At 55.8% G+C, this 17,245-nt stretch carries 16 protein-coding genes; 14 read left to right on the plus strand and 2 right to left on the minus strand.

Features of this window, described 5'->3' with window-relative positions:
* Nucleotides 1-81: 81 nt before the first annotated feature.
* The 8 genes from H8274_RS04690 to H8274_RS04725 all read left to right on the plus strand — a co-directional run bounded on the left by H8274_RS04690 (nucleotide 82) and on the right by H8274_RS04725 (nucleotide 6,700).
* Nucleotides 82-1,152, plus strand: coding sequence for a DMT family transporter (locus H8274_RS04690; RefSeq protein ID WP_218122561.1), 1,071 nt, complete (start codon nucleotides 82-84; stop codon nucleotides 1,150-1,152).
* Nucleotides 1,153-1,349: 197 nt separating this feature from the next.
* The gene (locus H8274_RS04695; RefSeq protein ID WP_049619381.1) at nucleotides 1,350-1,652 is read left to right on the plus strand and encodes an urease subunit gamma; all 303 of its coding nucleotides are present in this window, start codon (nucleotides 1,350-1,352) and stop codon (nucleotides 1,650-1,652) included.
* Nucleotides 1,653-1,689: 37 nt separating this feature from the next.
* Complete coding sequence (locus tag H8274_RS04700) at nucleotides 1,690-2,001, plus strand: urease subunit beta (RefSeq protein ID WP_049619382.1); 312 nt, start codon at nucleotides 1,690-1,692, stop codon at nucleotides 1,999-2,001.
* 71 nt (nucleotides 2,002-2,072) lie between these two features.
* Nucleotides 2,073-3,773, plus strand: coding sequence for an urease subunit alpha (ureC, locus tag H8274_RS04705; RefSeq protein WP_304363205.1), 1,701 nt, complete (start codon nucleotides 2,073-2,075; stop codon nucleotides 3,771-3,773).
* A gap of 168 nt (nucleotides 3,774-3,941) precedes the next feature.
* A complete protein-coding gene (locus H8274_RS04710; RefSeq protein ID WP_049619384.1) occupies nucleotides 3,942-4,415 on the plus strand; it encodes an urease accessory protein UreE in 474 nt (157 codons plus the stop codon).
* The gene (locus H8274_RS04715; RefSeq protein WP_049619385.1) at nucleotides 4,396-5,121 is read left to right on the plus strand and encodes an urease accessory protein UreF; all 726 of its coding nucleotides are present in this window, start codon (nucleotides 4,396-4,398) and stop codon (nucleotides 5,119-5,121) included. Before H8274_RS04710 ends, H8274_RS04715 begins: the two co-directional genes overlap by 20 nt.
* A 73-nt stretch (nucleotides 5,122-5,194) precedes the next feature.
* On the plus strand, nucleotides 5,195-5,809 hold the full coding sequence (gene ureG / locus H8274_RS04720) for an urease accessory protein UreG (protein WP_049619386.1): 615 nt from the start codon (nucleotides 5,195-5,197) through the stop codon (nucleotides 5,807-5,809).
* A gap of 15 nt (nucleotides 5,810-5,824) precedes the next feature.
* Nucleotides 5,825-6,700, plus strand: coding sequence for an urease accessory protein UreD (locus H8274_RS04725; RefSeq protein WP_049619387.1), 876 nt, complete (start codon nucleotides 5,825-5,827; stop codon nucleotides 6,698-6,700).
* 317 nt (nucleotides 6,701-7,017) lie between these two features.
* Here the strand turns inward: H8274_RS04725 and H8274_RS04730 are convergent, their stop codons facing one another.
* The gene (locus H8274_RS04730) at nucleotides 7,018-7,416 is read right to left on the minus strand and encodes an ArsR/SmtB family transcription factor (RefSeq protein WP_185933974.1); all 399 of its coding nucleotides are present in this window, start codon (nucleotides 7,414-7,416) and stop codon (nucleotides 7,018-7,020) included.
* Nucleotides 7,417-7,642: 226 nt separating this feature from the next.
* Between H8274_RS04730 and H8274_RS04735 the strand changes: the two genes are divergently transcribed.
* The 6 genes from H8274_RS04735 to H8274_RS04760 all read left to right on the plus strand — a co-directional run bounded on the left by H8274_RS04735 (nucleotide 7,643) and on the right by H8274_RS04760 (nucleotide 13,969).
* Nucleotides 7,643-8,701: a FecCD family ABC transporter permease gene (locus tag H8274_RS04735; RefSeq protein ID WP_156181369.1), complete on the plus strand. Its 1,059-nt coding sequence runs from the start codon at nucleotides 7,643-7,645 to the stop codon at nucleotides 8,699-8,701.
* Nucleotides 8,698-9,411 carry an ABC transporter ATP-binding protein gene (locus H8274_RS04740; protein ID WP_185933975.1) on the plus strand — a complete coding sequence of 238 codons (714 nt, stop codon included), beginning with the start codon at nucleotides 8,698-8,700 and terminating at the stop codon, nucleotides 9,409-9,411. The genes H8274_RS04735 and H8274_RS04740 overlap by 4 nt, the downstream gene beginning before the upstream one ends.
* Nucleotides 9,412-10,371, plus strand: a complete 960-nt coding sequence (locus H8274_RS04745) for an ABC transporter substrate-binding protein (RefSeq protein WP_074663472.1) — start codon at nucleotides 9,412-9,414, stop codon at nucleotides 10,369-10,371.
* 578 nt (nucleotides 10,372-10,949) lie between these two features.
* The gene (locus H8274_RS04750; RefSeq protein WP_065415410.1) at nucleotides 10,950-12,035 is read left to right on the plus strand and encodes a metal ABC transporter solute-binding protein, Zn/Mn family; all 1,086 of its coding nucleotides are present in this window, start codon (nucleotides 10,950-10,952) and stop codon (nucleotides 12,033-12,035) included.
* Nucleotides 12,036-12,255: 220 nt separating this feature from the next.
* On the plus strand, nucleotides 12,256-13,077 hold the full coding sequence (locus H8274_RS04755) for a metal ABC transporter ATP-binding protein (RefSeq protein WP_065415409.1): 822 nt from the start codon (nucleotides 12,256-12,258) through the stop codon (nucleotides 13,075-13,077).
* Complete coding sequence (locus H8274_RS04760; RefSeq protein ID WP_065415408.1) at nucleotides 13,070-13,969, plus strand: metal ABC transporter permease; 900 nt, start codon at nucleotides 13,070-13,072, stop codon at nucleotides 13,967-13,969. The genes H8274_RS04755 and H8274_RS04760 overlap by 8 nt, the downstream gene beginning before the upstream one ends.
* A 266-nt stretch (nucleotides 13,970-14,235) precedes the next feature.
* Here the strand turns inward: H8274_RS04760 and gcvPB are convergent, their stop codons facing one another.
* Entirely contained in the window at nucleotides 14,236-17,244 is a 3,009-nt protein-coding gene (gene gcvPB, locus H8274_RS04765) for an aminomethyl-transferring glycine dehydrogenase subunit GcvPB (RefSeq protein ID WP_221884768.1), read from the minus strand.
* Between the last annotated feature and the right edge of the window lies 1 nt (nucleotide 17,245).

Genomic DNA, 17,245 nt, shown 5'->3' on the forward strand with positions numbered 1-17,245 from the left:
TTAAACGACGGTGTTGCTCGCGCCGATGGAAAGCGGCCAGTAAAGCCTGTATCACGCTTGCAGGCTACGCTGGTCCTCCTTTTGGGTACGGCATTTCTTTCTGGAACTCCGCTGTGGGTTAAGGCCACGAATATGGATCCAGCAACGCAGGCATTCCTGCGAGTGTCGATTGCGATGCTGATGTTGCTCCCGTTCGCGATTCGGGAAGCGAAGACGAAGATGGCACTGCCAAAGGCAGGCGTCATTATGTCTATCGTGGCGGGCCTGTTCCTAGGTGTTGACTTTACCTGCTGGAACTACTCCATCTTCTACATTGGCGCAGGCGTTGCCGCTATTCTGCTGAACTTGCAGGTTATTGTAGTGCCAATCCTCACGGCTATTTTCGATAAGTACCGTATTCCTGGGTACTTCATCGTTTTGGTGCCGATCATGGTGGTTGGCGTGCTCTTCACGGGCGGCGTCTTCGAACCTGCTGAGGCAACTGGACCGGAAACCATTTACGGCATCAAGACTTCTGTACTTGGTACGGCCCTGGGACTCACCTCCGGTATTTGCTACTCCTTCTACCTTTACTTCTCGCGGAAGGCCTCGGTATCCGCGCCGCGTAAGGACCTTTACATCCAGCCGATGTTCTGGACCATGGTGGCGCAGATGGTGGCCCCGACTATTTGGGCATACACGGGTTCCCCGCGCGGTGGCTTCGACTTCAAGTACGGCGTGCTGATTGATGGCCAGTTGCCGATGGTGAATCCGGAAACCACGCTTGGTGACCCGCTCACTGGCACCAATTGGTTCCACCTGATCTGCTTGATTGTGCTCGGCCAGGCTTTGGCGTGGACGATGGTGCAGTACGGTTCGGTGTGGCTGGAGCCGGTTCTCTCCGCTGGTATCCTGTTGCTTTCGCCGGTAACCTCGCTGATCTTGGCATGGCCCCTCTTCGGGGAAATTCCTTCGCCGCTGCAGTGGCTCGGCGTGGTGATGATTCTGGGTTCAGTGATGTATCAGAACGGATTACTGGACTTCCTGAAACCAAAGAGTCGTAGAGCCAAGAAGGAAGGCGATGGGCAAGCGGGTGGCACTGCCGCAGGCTCATCAGGGGGTAGTTCCCAGCCTACGAGCGAAGATCCACAAGCGGTTGGTGCCGGAAGCTAAATAAAAGGTTTCCTAGGATGCTTGGGTAGGCAACTGTGATACGGTGGACCTACCTGATGCAGTCCTAATAACTTGGCATTTTCCCACGCAGGAAAAGTAAAAATTCGAGCAAACGTATGAGGGCGGCGAGACAAGTGAAAACTATGGAATCGGCGCCCTCATTTACGTCCGTACCGAAGTAAAACTAAGGAGTTCGCATGCATCTAACGCAGCGTGAGCAAGAAAAGCTAATGATTGTTGTGGCCGCGGATCTCGCGCAACGCCGTAAGGACCGCGGCGTCAAGCTGAATCATCCGGAAGCCGTAGCAATTATTACAGCGGCAATCATTGAAGGTGCCCGGGATGGTAAGACCGTGGCGCAGCTGATGAGTGAAGGCGTCAATATTTTGACGCGCGATGACGTTATGGAAGGTGTACCGGAAATGATTCCGGACGTCCAGGTGGAGTGCACATTCCCGGATGGCACGAAGCTCGTGACGGTACACAATCCGATTCGTTGATATAAAACCACAACATCGTAATAAGAGAGTTTTAGCAATGATCCCAGGCGAATATTTTATTGCAGAGGCTGACGACATCATCCTCAATGAGGGCAAGGAAGCCGTCACCATTGAAGTCACGAATAGGGGCGATCGGCCGGTACAGGTTGGCTCGCACTTCCACTTCTACGAAGCCAATAGCGAATTGGAGTTTGACCGCGAAGCAGCACGTGGCAAGCGGCTGGACATTCCGGCTGGTACCGCGGTTCGGTTAGAGCCCGGCGATAGCCGCACGGTCAACCTCATCGATTTCGGCGGCAGTCGTAAGGTCTACGGATTCAACAACAAGACCAACGGTCCGCTCGATTAATCAAGATTCAGGATTAGCAACTACGTGCCCAAACAGAATGGGTCAAGGAGAAAATCGATATGGCTTTTAGTATGAAGCGTAGAGAGTACGCTGAACTGCACGGTCCGACCACGGGCGACGGCGTACGGCTCGCGGATACAGATCTGGTAGCAGTAGTCGAAAAGGATTACACCGTTCCTGGAGAAGAAGTTTCCTTCGGCGGTGGCAAGGTAATCCGCGACGGTATGGGGCAGAACTCTACCGTTGTAGATGAAGGTCAAATTCCAGATCTTGTGATTACCAACGTGATGGTCATTGACTACACGGGTATTTATGTTGCGGACGTGGCTGTCCGTGACGGCAAGATCTTGAAGATCGGTAACGCCGGTAACCCTGATATCCAGGACGATGTGGATATCGTAGTGGGGGTGCGCACCGAAGTTGTAGGCGGCGAGGGTAAGATCCTCACGGCCGGCGCGGTTGACACGCACATTCACAATATTTCCCCGGAACAGGTAGAATCCGCTCTGGACAACGGCACAACCACCTTCGTTGGAGGCGGCGTAGGCCCGTTAGATTCCACCAACGCCACCACTCTTACCTCCGGCCCGGGTAACCTCCGTGCGATGATCAAGGCCTCGGAAGGGCTGCCGATTAACATCGGTTTCCTCGGTAAGGGACACTCATCCACTAAGGATCCGCTCCGCGACCAGGTTCGCGCGGGCGCCATTGGCTTCAAGATTCACGAAGACTGGGGCTCCACTTATAACTCGATCGATACGACGCTGCAGGTAGCAGACGAAATGGACGTCCAGGTGGCGATCCACACCGATACCCTTAACGAAGGTGGCTTTGTAGATAACACCATTGCCGCAATCGGGGATCGCGTAATCCACACCTTCCACACCGAAGGTGCGGGCGGTGGGCACGCTCCTGACATCATTAAGGTAGCTGGGCTGCCGAACGTTCTCCCGGCTTCCACCAATCCAACCCTGCCGTACACGGTCAATACGATCGACGAGCATTTGGACATGATTATGGTGTGCCACCACCTGAACCCGGACTTGCCGGAAGACGTGGCCTTCGCGGATTCGCGAATTCGGAAGGAAACCATTGCCGCCGAAGACGTGTTGCACGATATGGGTATCATGTCCATCACGTCGTCGGACTCGCAGGCCATGGGCCGCGTGGGTGAAGTAGTGCTCCGCACCTGGCAGGTAGCCCACCGGATGAAGCAACAGCGTGGCGCCCTGGCGGGTGATTCCACGAATAACGACAATAACCGCATTAAGCGCTATATTGCCAAGTACACAATCAACCCGGCAATCGCCTCTGGTATTGCCGATACCGTGGGTTCGATTGAAGAAGGCAAGATGGCTGACCTCGTGCTCTGGGAGCCGGCTTACTTCGGCGTCAAGCCTTCGCTCGTGTTCAAGGGTGGTATGGTCGTCCGCTCGATCATGGGTGACCCGAACGCCTCGATTCCCACGCCCCAGCCGCGCACCATGCGTTATAACTGGGCTGCACGTGGCGCACTGGTCAACGACACCAGCGTTACCTTCGTCTCCACTGCTTCGCTGGAAGACGGCATTGAAGAGAAGCTGGGTCTGCGCCGCCGGCTCGTAGCCGCCAAGAACATGCGCACGATTTCCAAGAAGGATATGAAGCTCAATGATGCGACTCCGCACATTGAAGTCGATCCGGAAACCTACGTGCTGAGGGTTGATGGAGAAGAAATTACCTCCGAACCGGCCGAGGTACTGCCTATGGCCCAGAGGTACTTCCTCTTCTAAAACTCGGCACCTAACTAAAAAAGAAGCTAGCAGCGCGGCCGAGCCACTCGGCGCGGCCGCGCTATAAATTCGCTAGCGCACAGAGAAACGCGGTGGGAAGGGCCCAGAGCGCTTCCCACCGCTAATTCTCGAAAAAATAGTAAATAGCCGCGATATTAGGGAGCTAAGATGCTAATCACCGAAATAGTGGGTAATACCGCCACAGTAGATTTACCCGCTTCGGACTGGAAAATTGAGACGATTTCTTTCGACGACGAAAGTCGGCTCAAGCGAATCCAGCGAGCAGTAACCAGCACTGGGGAAGAAGTAGGCCTCCGGCTTTCGAATGAGTACAAGGAAATCAAACCCGGAGATATCTTGTACCAGCAAGACGGCCGGGCAATCGTCGCTGATGTAAAACCCACCGACGTGCTTATTATTAGCCCGCGGTCTATTCATGAGGCGCTCTCTGTTGCTCATGCCCTGGGCAACCGGCACCTACAAGCACAGTTCTTTACCGCCGAAGACGGCTGGGATGGGGAAGTAATGGTGGTCCGTTACGACCACACCGTGCAATCTCACCTCGAGCACGTCCAAGTCCCCTTCACCCGCGATAGCAAGGTTATGCCAGAGGCTTTCCGTCATGCCGAACACACACACTAATACCCGCGCAGATCTGGTCATGTGGCACCTGACCGATTCTGCTCTACCTACCGGTGGTTTCGCTCATTCTGCCGGCTTGGAAACCTATATCCAAACCGGGAAAGTAGGTAATGCGGAGAGCTTCACGGACTGGCTGCACGGCTACGTGCGCCAGGCGAGTTTCAATGACGCACTGGCAGTGAAACTAGCCTGGGAGCTCTACCATCGCGATCTTCCCGATGAAAGTGAAGCTTGGAAGGAAGAACTGCGGGAGTTGGACGCGCTCTACCGTGCAGCCCAAACCGCCTCGCAGGTGCGTACTTCCATGAGTTCTATGGGGAAACGGATGAGCATTATTGCATCCCTGATTTCTCCGGACGATCCGCGCATTACCGAATATAGCGAAGGAATTAAATCCCGGCGTTACCATGCCAATCCCGGTATCGTTACCGGATTGGTATTAGCCAGCGTCGGTACCGGAAAAGCAGAAGCTGTAACCGCATACCTCATGCAGATTATGCACTCGATGGTACAAAACGCGATTCGTGCAATTCCGCTCGGGCAAGATGCTGGGCAGCGCGTTATCGTCAATACCTACGACGTAATTTTGCAAGCTGCGGATATGACGCTCGCGCATGACGAAGCAGATATCGGCGTCGTCGCACCGCGCCTAGAGATTGCGCAAATGGAACACGAAACCCTACGTTCCAGAATGTTTATGTCATAAAAACAGTAGCCTCTGTCTATGTTATGCATGCATGTGACACTGACTCATAAAGACATGAGAAAGGAAAATAGCCATGTCTATTATTAAAGTTGGAGTGGGCGGCCCGGTCGGCTCAGGAAAGACCGCGCTAATCGAGAGAATCACCCGCGCCCTGGACGGCGAAGTCTCGATGGCCGTAATTACCAACGATATTTACACCACGGAAGACGCTAAAATTTTGGCGCGCGAAAGTGTTCTACCCGTAGATCGCATTATTGGGCTGGAAACCGGAGGGTGCCCACACACGGCGATCCGGGAAGATACTTCCATGAACGACGCCGCTTTCGAGGAACTGCAGGAACGGCACCCAGATCTGGAACTCGTGTTCGTAGAATCTGGTGGCGATAACCTTTCCGCCACTTTCTCCCCGGAACTCGTGGATTTTTCGATCTACGTAATCGATGTGGCGCAGGGGGAGAAGATCCCGCGCAAGGCCGGCCAAGGCATGATCAAGTCGGATCTCTTCGTTATCAATAAGACGGATTTGGCGCCTTATGTGGGAGCCGATCTGAGCGTGATGGAAGCCGATTCAAAGGTCTTCCGAGGAGATAAGCCGTTCGTAATGACGAATCTGAAGACTGATGAGGGCCTGGAAGGCGTGCTGGAATGGCTCCGGCGCGATGTGCTCATGTCGGATCTCGCGGTCTAGGAGGGTAATAGCCGCGTGGAGAATCTGGAAAAACACTTTCGGCAAGTAGGTTCGGAACCTGAAACCGGGGTCCTGGAACTAGATATTGGGTTATCGGGCGGGCGTTCGATTGCGCTCGACCAGTACCACCACCAGGCCTTTAAGATTATTCGCCCGCATTATCTGGACGATTCCGGGCAGGTGTATTACACCATTGCTAATCCGGGCGGCGGATATTTGGGTGGAGATTCCTACCGGATTGATATTAATGTGCAGCCGGGTGCCTCGGCCCTCGTCACGGATCAATCGGCAGCGAAGGTGTACCGGACCCCGGGTAACTACGTGGTACAAAATATCAACTTCTCGGTAGAAGCCGGCGGGGTTTTGGAATATATTCCAGACCAGCTGATTCTCTACCGGGAGGCGGATTTCCGCCAAAACCTGGTTGCCCGGGTTTCTAGCGAAGGTTCCTTGTTTATTTCCGACGTCGTCACGCCAGGATGGGCGCCAGATGGTAGCCAATTCGGGTACAATCAGGCGCGTTTGCGCAATATTATCTACGTTGATGATGAGCCGGTAGTTCTGGATAATATTGTTATTCGCCCTGACGATCCGGGATTCGCCAAAGAACTGGACTTTTACATGGATGGGCGCACCCATTTCTCTACCGCGATTTGTTGCGATCCAGGAATTGATGAAGATCTCTTCACCCTCGTACAAAATGAGGTAAAGGAATATTCTAGTAGGTTTACGGACCTGAACGCGGCCGTTACTAAGCTCGACAAACCGGGCTTTATGCTCCGCGGGCTTGGCAACCGCACCGAACATTTACTAGAACTAACCATGCTTGTAGCTAATATTGTGCGCGCGGAATTGCGCGGCCAAGGCAAGCTGCACCTGCGCAAATACTAGAACTACTAGGCAGGCGGTATGGTTGCCGGCTAAATAGCATTAAACCGGGCGCCGGGCGGCATGTGCGAAAAACGTACATACCGCTCGGCGCTTTCTGCGCGCCGCCCGCCCGCGCATGCGGAGTGCCAGGGTCTAAAGGCAGACTGCCAGAAACTTGCAGGCCAGGGGCCCGAGGTCTAAAGGAGGACTGCGAGCGGTCTAAAGGCAGGCTAAGGCTGATTGCTGTCTTCGCCGCGCGTTTGAGTTCGGTAGTTTACTAAGCCGGCAGCCGCTTGTGTAGTAGCTGGCTGCTCGGCAGCGGCTCGTGCGGTGGCGGGTTACTCGGCGCCAGCTTGTGCGGCGGTACCTTTTGCGTTCGTTTCCACCAGGTCCACATCTGCATCGTCTGCTGACGTAGAGCGTGGTATTACCGCTTCGCTGTGTGTGAGTCCGATCCAGTGCATTACCTGGTGCACGTTCTCACTGGCAATCGCGTAGCGGATATACCGGCCCGAACGGGCACTTCTCACAACCCCGGTTTTTTCCATTGCCCGCAAGGCTGCCGAGGCCGTAGGAACCCTCACTTCGGCCAGTTCCGCCAATTCCGTAACCGTAAGGTGCATATCTCCAGCAAAATGGATGGCGTTGAGAAGCTTCAGGCGCGTGGGATCGCCAAGTATTTTGAAAATATCAGCCCATTTTTCAACGAGCTGCTTATTTCTTTCCGCATCAGCCACGTGTCATCACTCCTTGCATATGAAATCCAGGGATTATGAGCTTCCTAGGATGTACTACTACCAATAAATCTACCCGATACTCTTATCTGCCTGCATGCGGGCATAAGGGCACATGAAAACCAGCAGAAAACAAGGGATATCCGACCTAAGCCCTTCCAAAGATGCGTGATTTTTGACCACTCATCGCAACTTGCCAATCAATTGAGTGATTGATAGTGTCGAGTCTGTGCATCAGGTTAAAGATTCCTTAGGTTTTGCGCAGCGGAAACGCGTCACGCTCGCGTGGTCCGCTGTTCTGACCTGCGTCTTGCTGGCCGCATTCGTGATCGGGATCATCATAGGCCCGACGCCGCTGGAGCTTTCCGACGTGTGGTTGGTGCTCAAGCACCACCTGGCGGGTGGCTACCTCCCGGCCTCGCATACGACGATTGACTCCATTGTCTGGCATATTAGGGTGCCGCGACTTCTGCTTGGAGCGGCAGTGGGGGCCGGACTCGCGGTGGCAGGTGCAGTGTTGCAGGCAGTAGTGCGTAACGTGCTGGCAGATCCGTACACGCTCGGTATTAATTCTGGGGCTTCCACCGGGGCGGCGCTGGCCATCCTCTTTGGCGTGGGCGCGGGCTTTGGCCAATTTGCCTTGCAGGGAGCGGCCTTTGTGGGCGCCATGGGCGCCTCCATTCTCATGTTCGCCATCGCACAGCAAGGTGGTCAACTCTCTTCCCCGCGTTTGCTGATGTCCGGCGTCGTTGTTGGATACACACTTTCTGCCGTAACCTCCTTCCTCGTTTTTGCGTCGGATTCGGCCGAGGGGTCACGTAGCGTTATGTTCTGGCTACTAGGTAGCCTCGCGCTCGGTAAATGGGATTTCGCCCTCGCGCTGTCGCTCGGCGTGGTGATCCTGGTAGTGGTGATTCTGTGGCTGTTAGGTACGAAGATTGATGCGCTCACCATTGGTGACGACGCCGCCCGTACCCTTGGCGTACATCCCGATCGGCTGCGCATTACCCTCACGATTCTTACCTGCTTAATGGTTGGGACCGTGGTATCAATGGCTGGTTCGATTGGCTTTGTGGGGCTGGTAGTGCCGCATGCTTGCCGGCGTTTGGTAGGCGGCTCGCATCGTCACCTATTACCGGTAAGCGCGTTAGCTGGAGCTGCCTTGCTCCTGTTGGCAGATATTACGGCCCGGGTTTTGCTGGCCCCGCAAGAAATACCGATTGGCATCCTGACGGCTACCGTCGGAGCGCCCTTGCTGTTCTTGATTGTTCGGAGGGCAAACGCATGATCGTCGCTGAAAACATTACGTTCAAACACATTCTACGTGGCGTGTCTATATCAATTCCGGATCACGGCGTAACTGGTTTGGTAGGGCCCAATGGTTCCGGAAAAACCACGTTGCTGCGGTGCCTGTTTGGGGCCCTGAAGATATCCGGCGGAAAGGTAGAGATCAACGGTAAGGATCTCAACTCGTATCGCCCGCGAGAACTCGCCGGGGAGATCGCCGTCGTCGCGCAAGATTCGGGGGAGCCGCCGCAAATTTCGGTAGCCGAAATCGTCCGGCTCGGTAACATCGCCAGCGGCGGCCAAAATGATGAAATAATTTATGATTCGCTGGCAAGGTTGGGGATGGAAGATCGGGCAACCTCCTATCTCAATCAACTTTCCGGGGGAGAGCGGCAACGGGTGATGATTGCGCGCGGATTTGCGCAAGCCTCGCGCCACCTGCTCTTTGACGAACCCACGAACCATTTAGATATCCGCTACCAACTTGAGGTATTGCACGAGATTTCTAAATACCCGCGCAGCGTCACGGTAGTTTTACATGATCTGAATTTTGCTTTGCAGTATTGCGATTATGTGTACTTGCTGGCAGAAGGAGAGATCGTTGCAGCGGGTGAACCGAAAGAAGTATTCCAACCTGAAATTTTAGAACCCGTATATGACGTGCGGGTAACCATGAGGGATGGCATCCTCCGATTCGAAAGGAAAAAATAAGTGAAGAAAACACTTATAAGCGCGGTTGCCGCGGCCGCGCTTGTATTCTCACTCTCGGGCTGTACCGGAGAAACCGAAAAAGCTACCGGGCCGGAAACTGGAGCAATTCAGATTGAGAACTGCGGCCACAATCTGACATTCGAAAAGGTACCGGAACGGGTAGTGTTGCAAAACGCTTATTCGGTGGAGACCCTGGTGAATCTGGGAGTGCTGGACCATGTGGTAGCAAAGGCCGGGTATTTCCCGGAAATCCTTTTTGACGATGCCACGAATAAGGCCTTGCAAGACATCCCGGATATGACCAACCGGATCGGTGAATCCGGACATTTGGTGATTAGCAAGGAAGCAGTAATGGCCGAAGAGCCGGACGCGATCTTCGGGGCTAGTGACTCTGTAAACCAAGACACTACTACCGAAGTTCCCGTGATCATTAACCGCGGCTTCTGCGGGGAAGTAAAGAACGCTTCCTGGGATGACGTGTTCCGCGATGTAGATCTTTACGCCGATATTTTCCGCAAGCAGGAAGAAGCTGAAAAATACAAGGCAGAACTACAAAAGCAGATTGATGCGCTGGATTCCACGGTTGGCGCAGGCAAGAAGGTAGCGGTGCTCTACCCGGGTGTGGGCGGGGCCTCCACCTACGCCTATGGCAAGGACTCAATGTCCAACCCAGTGGTAAAAGCACTTGGCCTGGAAAATGTGTTCGGAGATGAAAATAAGCGCGTCTTCGAAGTAACCGCGGAACAGATCGTAGCGCAATCACCAGATGTAGTGTTGATTTTGCACATGGGCGAAGCGGACGCAGTTTCTGCAGTCACCAGCCTTTCTGGAATGGAAACCACGCCAGCAATGCAAAATGATGCGATTATTTCCATGCCGCTCTCCTTCGCTGAGCCGCCCACGCCGCTCGCCGTAAAAGGTGCACAATACCTGGAAGGTGAGCTCAAGAAGCTCAAGTAATACGAATAATTGCGAATAGCTGCAAGGCTGGTCCGCGTGGGCCGGCGTGGCGGGGCTGGAAGCAAGGTTGGCTAAACATGCTGGCTAAGCAAAGCTGGTGGCTAGCGCGAATCTGGTGGCTAGCGCAAAGTTAGTGGCTAGTGCGAAGTTAGTGACTAGCGCGAACCTGGTGGCTAACGCGAAGCTAGTGACTAGCGCGAACCTGGTGGCTAACGCGAAGCTAGTGACTAGCGCGAACCTGGTGGCTAACGCGAAGCTAGGCGAAGCTGGCCCGGCGCCGCAAATTAAAACTCCGCTGGTTGGTACGGCGAAGAGCTGTACCAACCAGCGGAATTTTTTGGTTTCTGGAGCCAAGTATTTTTTGTTTCGGGTACGCGTGTGGTTTCGGGTACGCGCCGGTTTCGGGTACACGAATTTTCTGTTCCCGGCGCGGAGTTTTCCAGCTCGCGGCCCTTAAATTCCCTACCGTGGTCCTTTTCATTTAATGTGCGCATGGGGGAGCTGCGTAGCCGTGGCATCGCGACGGGTGTACTCTAAATGGTGGAAATGATTACCGCTCTCAATGGAAGGTGTATTCGATGAAACGTCGTCTCATCGCTCTTGCCTCGGCCCTCACCCTCACTTTTGGCCTGGCCGCCTGTGGCAATAATTCAAGTTCTAATTCCAGTGCTGCGCCAGCGGCGAGCAATAGCGCGAGCACAGCTGCGGGCGAAGCGGGCAAACCCGGCGTCGTCGCCTCTACCAACGTGTGGGGAGCGGTGGCGCAAGCAGTGGCGGGCGAGTACGCCGAAGTAACTTCGATCATTACCAAACCGACGCAGGATCCGCACGATTACGAAGCAACCGCGCAAGACAAGCTTGCTTTTTCGGATGCGAGCGTAGTACTCGTCAATGGTGGCGGGTACGACGAGTGGGCTACCAAGCTGGCAGCTTCGGCAAAGTCTGCGCCCACGGTGATCGACGCCGTAGCACTTTCCGGTTTGCAAGACGCCGCCGGCGATGAGAATTCTGAAGGCGCCAGCGAAGGAGATGCCGATACGCATGAACATGCGGAAGGTGAGGCGGAAAACCACGGGGAAAACGACGCCGATCCGCACGCCGCTACCGATGGGGAACATGCGGGCCACCATCATCACGCCGATTTTAACGAGCATGTTTTCTTCTCACTGGAAACTGCGGGTAAGGTGGCCGATGAACTAGCCAAGCAATTGGGCGCGGCGGATCCCGTTCACGCGGAAGCCTATACCGCGAACGCGAAGGATTTTAAGGCCGACACTGAAAAGCTGCGGGCGCGCGCCGCGGAAGTAGGTAAGGAACATCCGAATACCGCGGTGCTCGCAACCGAACCGGTGGTCGGCTATTTGCTTGCGGATATGGGCATTGCGAACCTGACTCCGGACGAGTACATCGAGCAGTCGGAAACCGATGCGGGCCCTTCGACGAAGGTTATTGCCGAAACTAAGGAACTGCTGACCAGTAAGAAGGTAGCGGCCCTGTTAGTGAACGGGCAGACTACGGACGCAGTTTCTGACCAGTTGGTGAAAACCGCGGAAGAAATGGGGATCCCGGCCGTTGGCGTCTACGAGACCTTCCCGGAAGGTATTTCTACATACGAGCAGTTCGTGGGCGATGCGATTACGGCTATCAGCGCGGCCCTGCGGTAAGCGGCCCTGCGGTAAGTGGCCCTGCGGTAAGTGGCCCTGCGGTAAACGGCCTGGCGGTAAGCTGCCCTGCGGTAAAACGCGCGGGCTCGCACGAATCAGCTAGCGAGCTGCTGCAATAATTAGTTAGGGCAACACTGCAATAGCCAATTTGGGCGGCGCCGGCAAAGAAAGTGATTTTTCAGATCGGCAGGAATGGTTTGGCAAGGCGTGAAAGGTGACGATGGGTTCTGGGCAATGCGCGCAGTTGGTTGACGCCGCGGTAGCTTTCGGGCAGCGCGTGCTGTGGAAGCACGTGAATCTGGAAATAGCGGAGCACGAATTTGTGGTGATTCTCGGGCCGAATGGGGCGGGGAAAACCACGCTTTTGCGGGTGCTTTTGGGGCAGCAACGACTCACGGAAGGTAAAGCTTTCGTGGCCGGGAAACCGGTGCGGCGCGGTTCTTCCAATATTGGTTATATTCCGCAGCGGCGGACGGTGGACTCGTATGCGCCAATTCGGGGGCGGGACCTGGTAGCCATGGGTTTAGATGGTCACAAGTGGGGCATCGGGTGGCCGAGCCGGGCTAAACAACGCCGTATTTCGGCAGCGATCGACGCCGTGGGGGCCAGTTCTTATGCGCAGGCACCACTTTCGGTGCTTTCCGGTGGGGAACAGCAACGTTTGCGTGTTGCCCAGGCGCTGGTGACGGACCCGGTGCTCATGGTTTGCGATGAACCGTTGGTGAGCCTAGATATGAATCATCAGCAAGCGGTGGCCCGGTTGATCGATCAGGCCCGCCGGGAACGGCCGATGGGAGTGCTTTTCGTGACTCACGAAATCAATCCGATTTTGCCTTATGTGGACCGGGTGGTTTATATCGCCGGGGGACGCGTAAAAATCGGTACTCCCGATGAGGTGTTGCGCACCGAGGTGCTCAGCGAACTGTACGGTTCGCACGTGGAAGTATTGCGCCAAAATGGACGGATCATTGTGCTTGCGGATGAAGAAAATGCGCCGCACGTGCACGGTGCAGAAACCGAATTGCGGGTGAGCAATGTTTGATATCCATGCGATCATCAATTTCGATAACTTCGCGGAGCTGGTGCCCTTAGTAACTGGATCGCTTCTGGCCGGGCTTATTTTGGGGGTATTGGCTGGCCTAATCGGACCGATGGTACACGCGCGCGATCTGGCTTTCGCCGTGCACGGCACCTCTGAGATCTCTTTTGCTGGCGCTTCAATAGCGCTCTTTTTCGGAGTTTCGGTAACCGGCGGGGCGATTGCCGGGTCACTCGTAGCCGCGATTATTTTGGGGATGCTCGGCGTACGAGCTACCGAACGCAATGCTGCTATTGGCGTGATGTTGCCATTTGGGCTCGGTATTGGGATGCTTTTCTTGAGCTTGTATCCGGGCCGTTCTTCTAATAAGTTCGGGCTCCTTGCCGGGCAGATCGTGGCGGTTGATACTTCCGAACTGACCACGCTCGTGGTGGTAGCCGTAATCGTGGCAGCGTGCATGGCTATAATCTGGCGTCCGCTCTTCTTCGCTTCCGTAGATCCGGAAGTGGCACGGGCGCGGGGCGTGCCCGTGCGGGCGCTATCAATTATTTTCATGGTGGTACTCGGTTTGACCTCCGCGATGGCCGTGCAACTGGTAGGCGCTCTGCTCGTGCTTTCCTTGCTGATTACGCCCACGGCTGCCGCGGCGAAGGTTACGGCCCGGCCAGCCATGCTCAGTTTGCTTTCGATAATCTTTGCCACGGTTTCTTCCGTGGGCGGTATCCTGCTGTCCCTCGGGCCCGGCCTGCCAATCAGCCCCTACGTGACTACGGTGAGCTTCCTGATCTATCTGGTGTGCCTGGGGATCGGAGCCGTGCGTAAACGCACCGGCTGGACGAAACGCCGCCTCAGCCAAACAGAAAACACCGCGGAGCTAGCCGCGAGCGCGGCGTAAAACGGAACGGGACCACCGCGGAACGTTAGGAGCACAGCGTAACGCGGGACTACCGCGGAACGTTAGGAGCACAGCGTAACGCGGGACTACCGCGGAACGTTAGGAATACCGTTGCTGTAGGTGAGCTAGTAAAAAGCCCGGGCCAGTTTCTTATTACTGGCCCGGGCGGTATCCGTTCTTCGGCCCGGCAGGGCACCCGCGGCTTTTTTCTGCAGTATCTAGCCCTTAGCGCACCACTAACGCGGTTGTGCAGTGGCTAGTGGCTACTAGTTTGCGGGGGATGGGTGTACGCAGACGAGGTTGCGGTCTCCGTAGGCTTGGTCGATCCGGCGTACCGGCGGCCAGTATTTGTTATCTACTTGGGCGGGGCCTGCCGGGTAGGCGGCTTGTTCCCGCGTGAAGGGGTGATCCCACTGGGAAGTGATAACACTTGCCGCGGTGAAAGGTGCCTGTTTGAGCGGATTGTCTTCCGCTGGCCACTGCCCGGTTTCCACCTTGCGGATTTCTTCCCGGATCGCTTCCATAGCAGCGATGAAACGGTCCAGTTCCGCTAATGGTTCAGATTCGGTGGGTTCTACCATGAGGGTTCCAGAAACGGGGAAGCTCATCGTAGGAGCATGGAAACCGTAGTCAACCAACCGTTTTGCCACATCGTCTACGGTGATTCCGGAGCTGGCCCGCAGTGGCCGCAGATCGATAATGCATTCGTGCGCCACCAAACCATTACGCCCCGTATACAAGATCTGATACGAATCGCTTAGTTTATGGGAAATATAGTTCGCGGCGAGGACGGCGGCTTGGGTCGCTTCCCGCAAACCGGCAGCTCCGAGCAAACGGATATACGCCCACGTAATCGGCAGCACTCCGGGTGAACCGTAGGGCGCGGCCGCAACCGGCCCGCTCTGGTACACGTATTTTCCAGCATGTGTGGAAACCTGCTCTTGCGGATGGCCGGGCAGGAAAGGCGCCAAGTGGGCTCTCGCGCCCACAGGGCCTACTCCGGGTCCGCCTCCGCCATGCGGGATCGCAAAAGTTTTGTGCAGGTTCAGATGGGAAACATCTCCACCCAATTCGGTAAAGGTGGCCGCTCCCGCTAGGGCATTGAAATTGGCACCGTCAATATAAACCTGGCCGCCTGCTTCGTGGACCAGCCGTGAAGCTTTCCGGATGCCCGCTTCGAACACCCCGTGTGTAGAAGGATAAGTGACCATGAGTGCTGCCAGTTCAGAACCGTACTGTTCTATCTTGGCGCGCAAATCATCCAGATCGATATCGCCATTTTCCGAAGTGCTAACCACTACTACGCGCAAACCGGCCAGCACGGCAGAAGCCGCATTCGTACCGTGGGCGGAAGCCGGAATCAGGCACACGTCCCGGTGGGCTTCGCCGCGCGATTCGAGGTAGGCACGAATCGTAAGCAAACCAGTCAGTTCACCATGTGCGCCCGAATTTGGCTGCAAAGTTACGGCGTCATACCCGGTCAAAGCGGCCAACCATTTTTCTAGGTCCGCAATAATTTGCAAACTTCCTGCCGCATCTCCAGCCGGTGCGAAAGGATGCAAACCAGTAAACTCCGGCCAGGTAATAGCCGCCATTTCGGTAGCCGCATTGAGCTTCATCGTGCACGAACCAAGCGGAATCATGCCTCGATCCAGCGCATAATCCCGATCCGCTAACTGTTTTAGATAGCGCATAAAAGCGGTCTCGCTGTGATACTTGTGGAAAACCTCGGCTTCCAAGAAAGGAGTATGGCGCCGCAGCTCCGCTGGCAGGTTTACCAACGGGGTTTCCGTTGCCGCCGCGGCGTGCGAAGTGCTTGCCGCTGCGGTGTGCGTGGTGTGCGGCGTACTTTCTGGTGCGGTTTCTGGCGCTGAGTTCGCAGTTGCGCCGCCGGCTGGGGCCGCTGCGGGTGAGCTGGACATCGGCTCGCACTGCGGATTCGTGCCGGCCGGAAGAGCCGCAAGCACTTCCTGAATTGCGGCAAGGTCTTCCGGCGTCGTCGTTTCATCACAGCTGAAGCTGAGCGTATTCGCATCAACGCCATAGGCCAGGTAGCCGGCCTGTGCCAGTTTTTCGCGGCAGGTTTCGGCTTGGCCGGGCATTTCCACCCGGAAGGTATCGAAGAAGTTCCGGGTAAGAACTTGATAGCCACCGGCACGGAAAATATCGGCCAGTTCCTGGGCTTGGCCGGCCACGCGCCGCGCGATCGCGGTGATTCCCGCCGGCCCATGATAGACGGCGTACATGCCAGCCATAACAGCCAATAATGCTTGAGCGGTACAAATATTCGAGGTCGCTTTTTCGCGCCGAATATGCTGTTCTCGAGTTTGCAAAGCCAAACGGTAGGAAGCCTTGCCCTCGGTATCGTGCGAAATAGAAACCAAGCGGCCCGGCAACTGACGTTTTAGTTTATCCCGCACCGCCATATAACCTGCGTGCGGGCCCCCGAAGGACATCGGGATACCGAAACGTTGCGTGGTTCCCACCGCAATATCTGCGCCCAGTTCACCGGGCGATTCGAGCAAAGTAAGCGCCAATAAATCGGCCGCAATAATCGCCAGCCCGCCGTTTTTTTGCACCGCCGAAATGAGCGGGCGCGGATCACGAATCTCCCCATCGCCGCCCGGGTACTGTAAGAAAGCCCCGAAAGCGGGCGGAAGTGCAGAAAGCCCAGCGGTATCATCCGGATCGAATTCCACCAGTTCGATTCCTACCGCACGTGCCCGCCGCGCTAGCACCGCCCGCGTTTGCGGGAAAGCGGAAGCATCAACTAAGAACACATTGCTGGCGTGCTTCTTTCCCGCCCGGCGCGCCAAAAGCATGGCTTCCACCACCGCGGTAGCTTCGTCTAGCAAAGACGCATTCGCAATATCCAGCCCGGTCAGATCAGCCACCATAGTCTGGAAATTCAGGAGCGCTTCCAAACGGCCCTGCGAAATCTCCGGCTGGTAGGGCGTGTACGAGGTATACCAGGAAGGGTTTTCGAAAATATTCCGCTGGATAACCGCGGGCATATGCGTTCCGTAATACCCCTGTCCAATAAAAGATTTACGCACCGTATTTCGGCTCGCAATTTCTCGCAATTCCGCCAGCACTTCCGGTTCCGAAACGGCTTGCGGCAAATTCTCCGCTTGCGCCGCATCCAGTTTTGCGTCTAAAAATTCTGGGAGGGCGGCCCGGAAAAGCGCTTCCGGATTCTCGTAGCCGGCCGCCTGCGCCATTTCCACACGTTCGGCGGGAGTGGTGCCAATATGGCGGGTCACAAAGGCAGCCACC

The sequence above is a fragment of the Actinobaculum suis genome (genome assembly GCF_900618115.1).
In the GTDB taxonomy this organism is placed as follows: domain Bacteria; phylum Actinomycetota; class Actinomycetes; order Actinomycetales; family Actinomycetaceae; genus Actinobaculum; species Actinobaculum suis.

Excerpts from the sequence above, each read along its gene's own strand:
- ureC (WP_304363205.1), top strand. The coding sequence starts at position 2,073 with ATGAAGCGTAGAGAGTACGCTGAACTGCACGGTCCGACCACGGGCGAC.
- ureG (WP_049619386.1), top strand. The coding sequence starts at position 5,195 with ATGTCTATTATTAAAGTTGGAGTGGGCGGCCCGGTCGGCTCAGGAAAG.
- H8274_RS04740 (WP_185933975.1), top strand. The coding sequence starts at position 8,698 with ATGATCGTCGCTGAAAACATTACGTTCAAACACATTCTACGTGGCGTG.
- H8274_RS04750 (WP_065415410.1), top strand. The coding sequence starts at position 10,950 with ATGAAACGTCGTCTCATCGCTCTTGCCTCGGCCCTCACCCTCACTTTT.
- H8274_RS04710 (WP_049619384.1), top strand. The coding sequence starts at position 3,942 with ATGCTAATCACCGAAATAGTGGGTAATACCGCCACAGTAGATTTACCC.
- H8274_RS04695 (WP_049619381.1), top strand. The coding sequence starts at position 1,350 with ATGCATCTAACGCAGCGTGAGCAAGAAAAGCTAATGATTGTTGTGGCC.
- H8274_RS04715 (WP_049619385.1), top strand. The coding sequence starts at position 4,396 with ATGCCGAACACACACACTAATACCCGCGCAGATCTGGTCATGTGGCAC.
- H8274_RS04760 (WP_065415408.1), top strand. The coding sequence starts at position 13,070 with ATGTTTGATATCCATGCGATCATCAATTTCGATAACTTCGCGGAGCTG.
- H8274_RS04755 (WP_065415409.1), top strand. The coding sequence starts at position 12,256 with ATGGGTTCTGGGCAATGCGCGCAGTTGGTTGACGCCGCGGTAGCTTTC.
- H8274_RS04700 (WP_049619382.1), top strand. The coding sequence starts at position 1,690 with ATGATCCCAGGCGAATATTTTATTGCAGAGGCTGACGACATCATCCTC.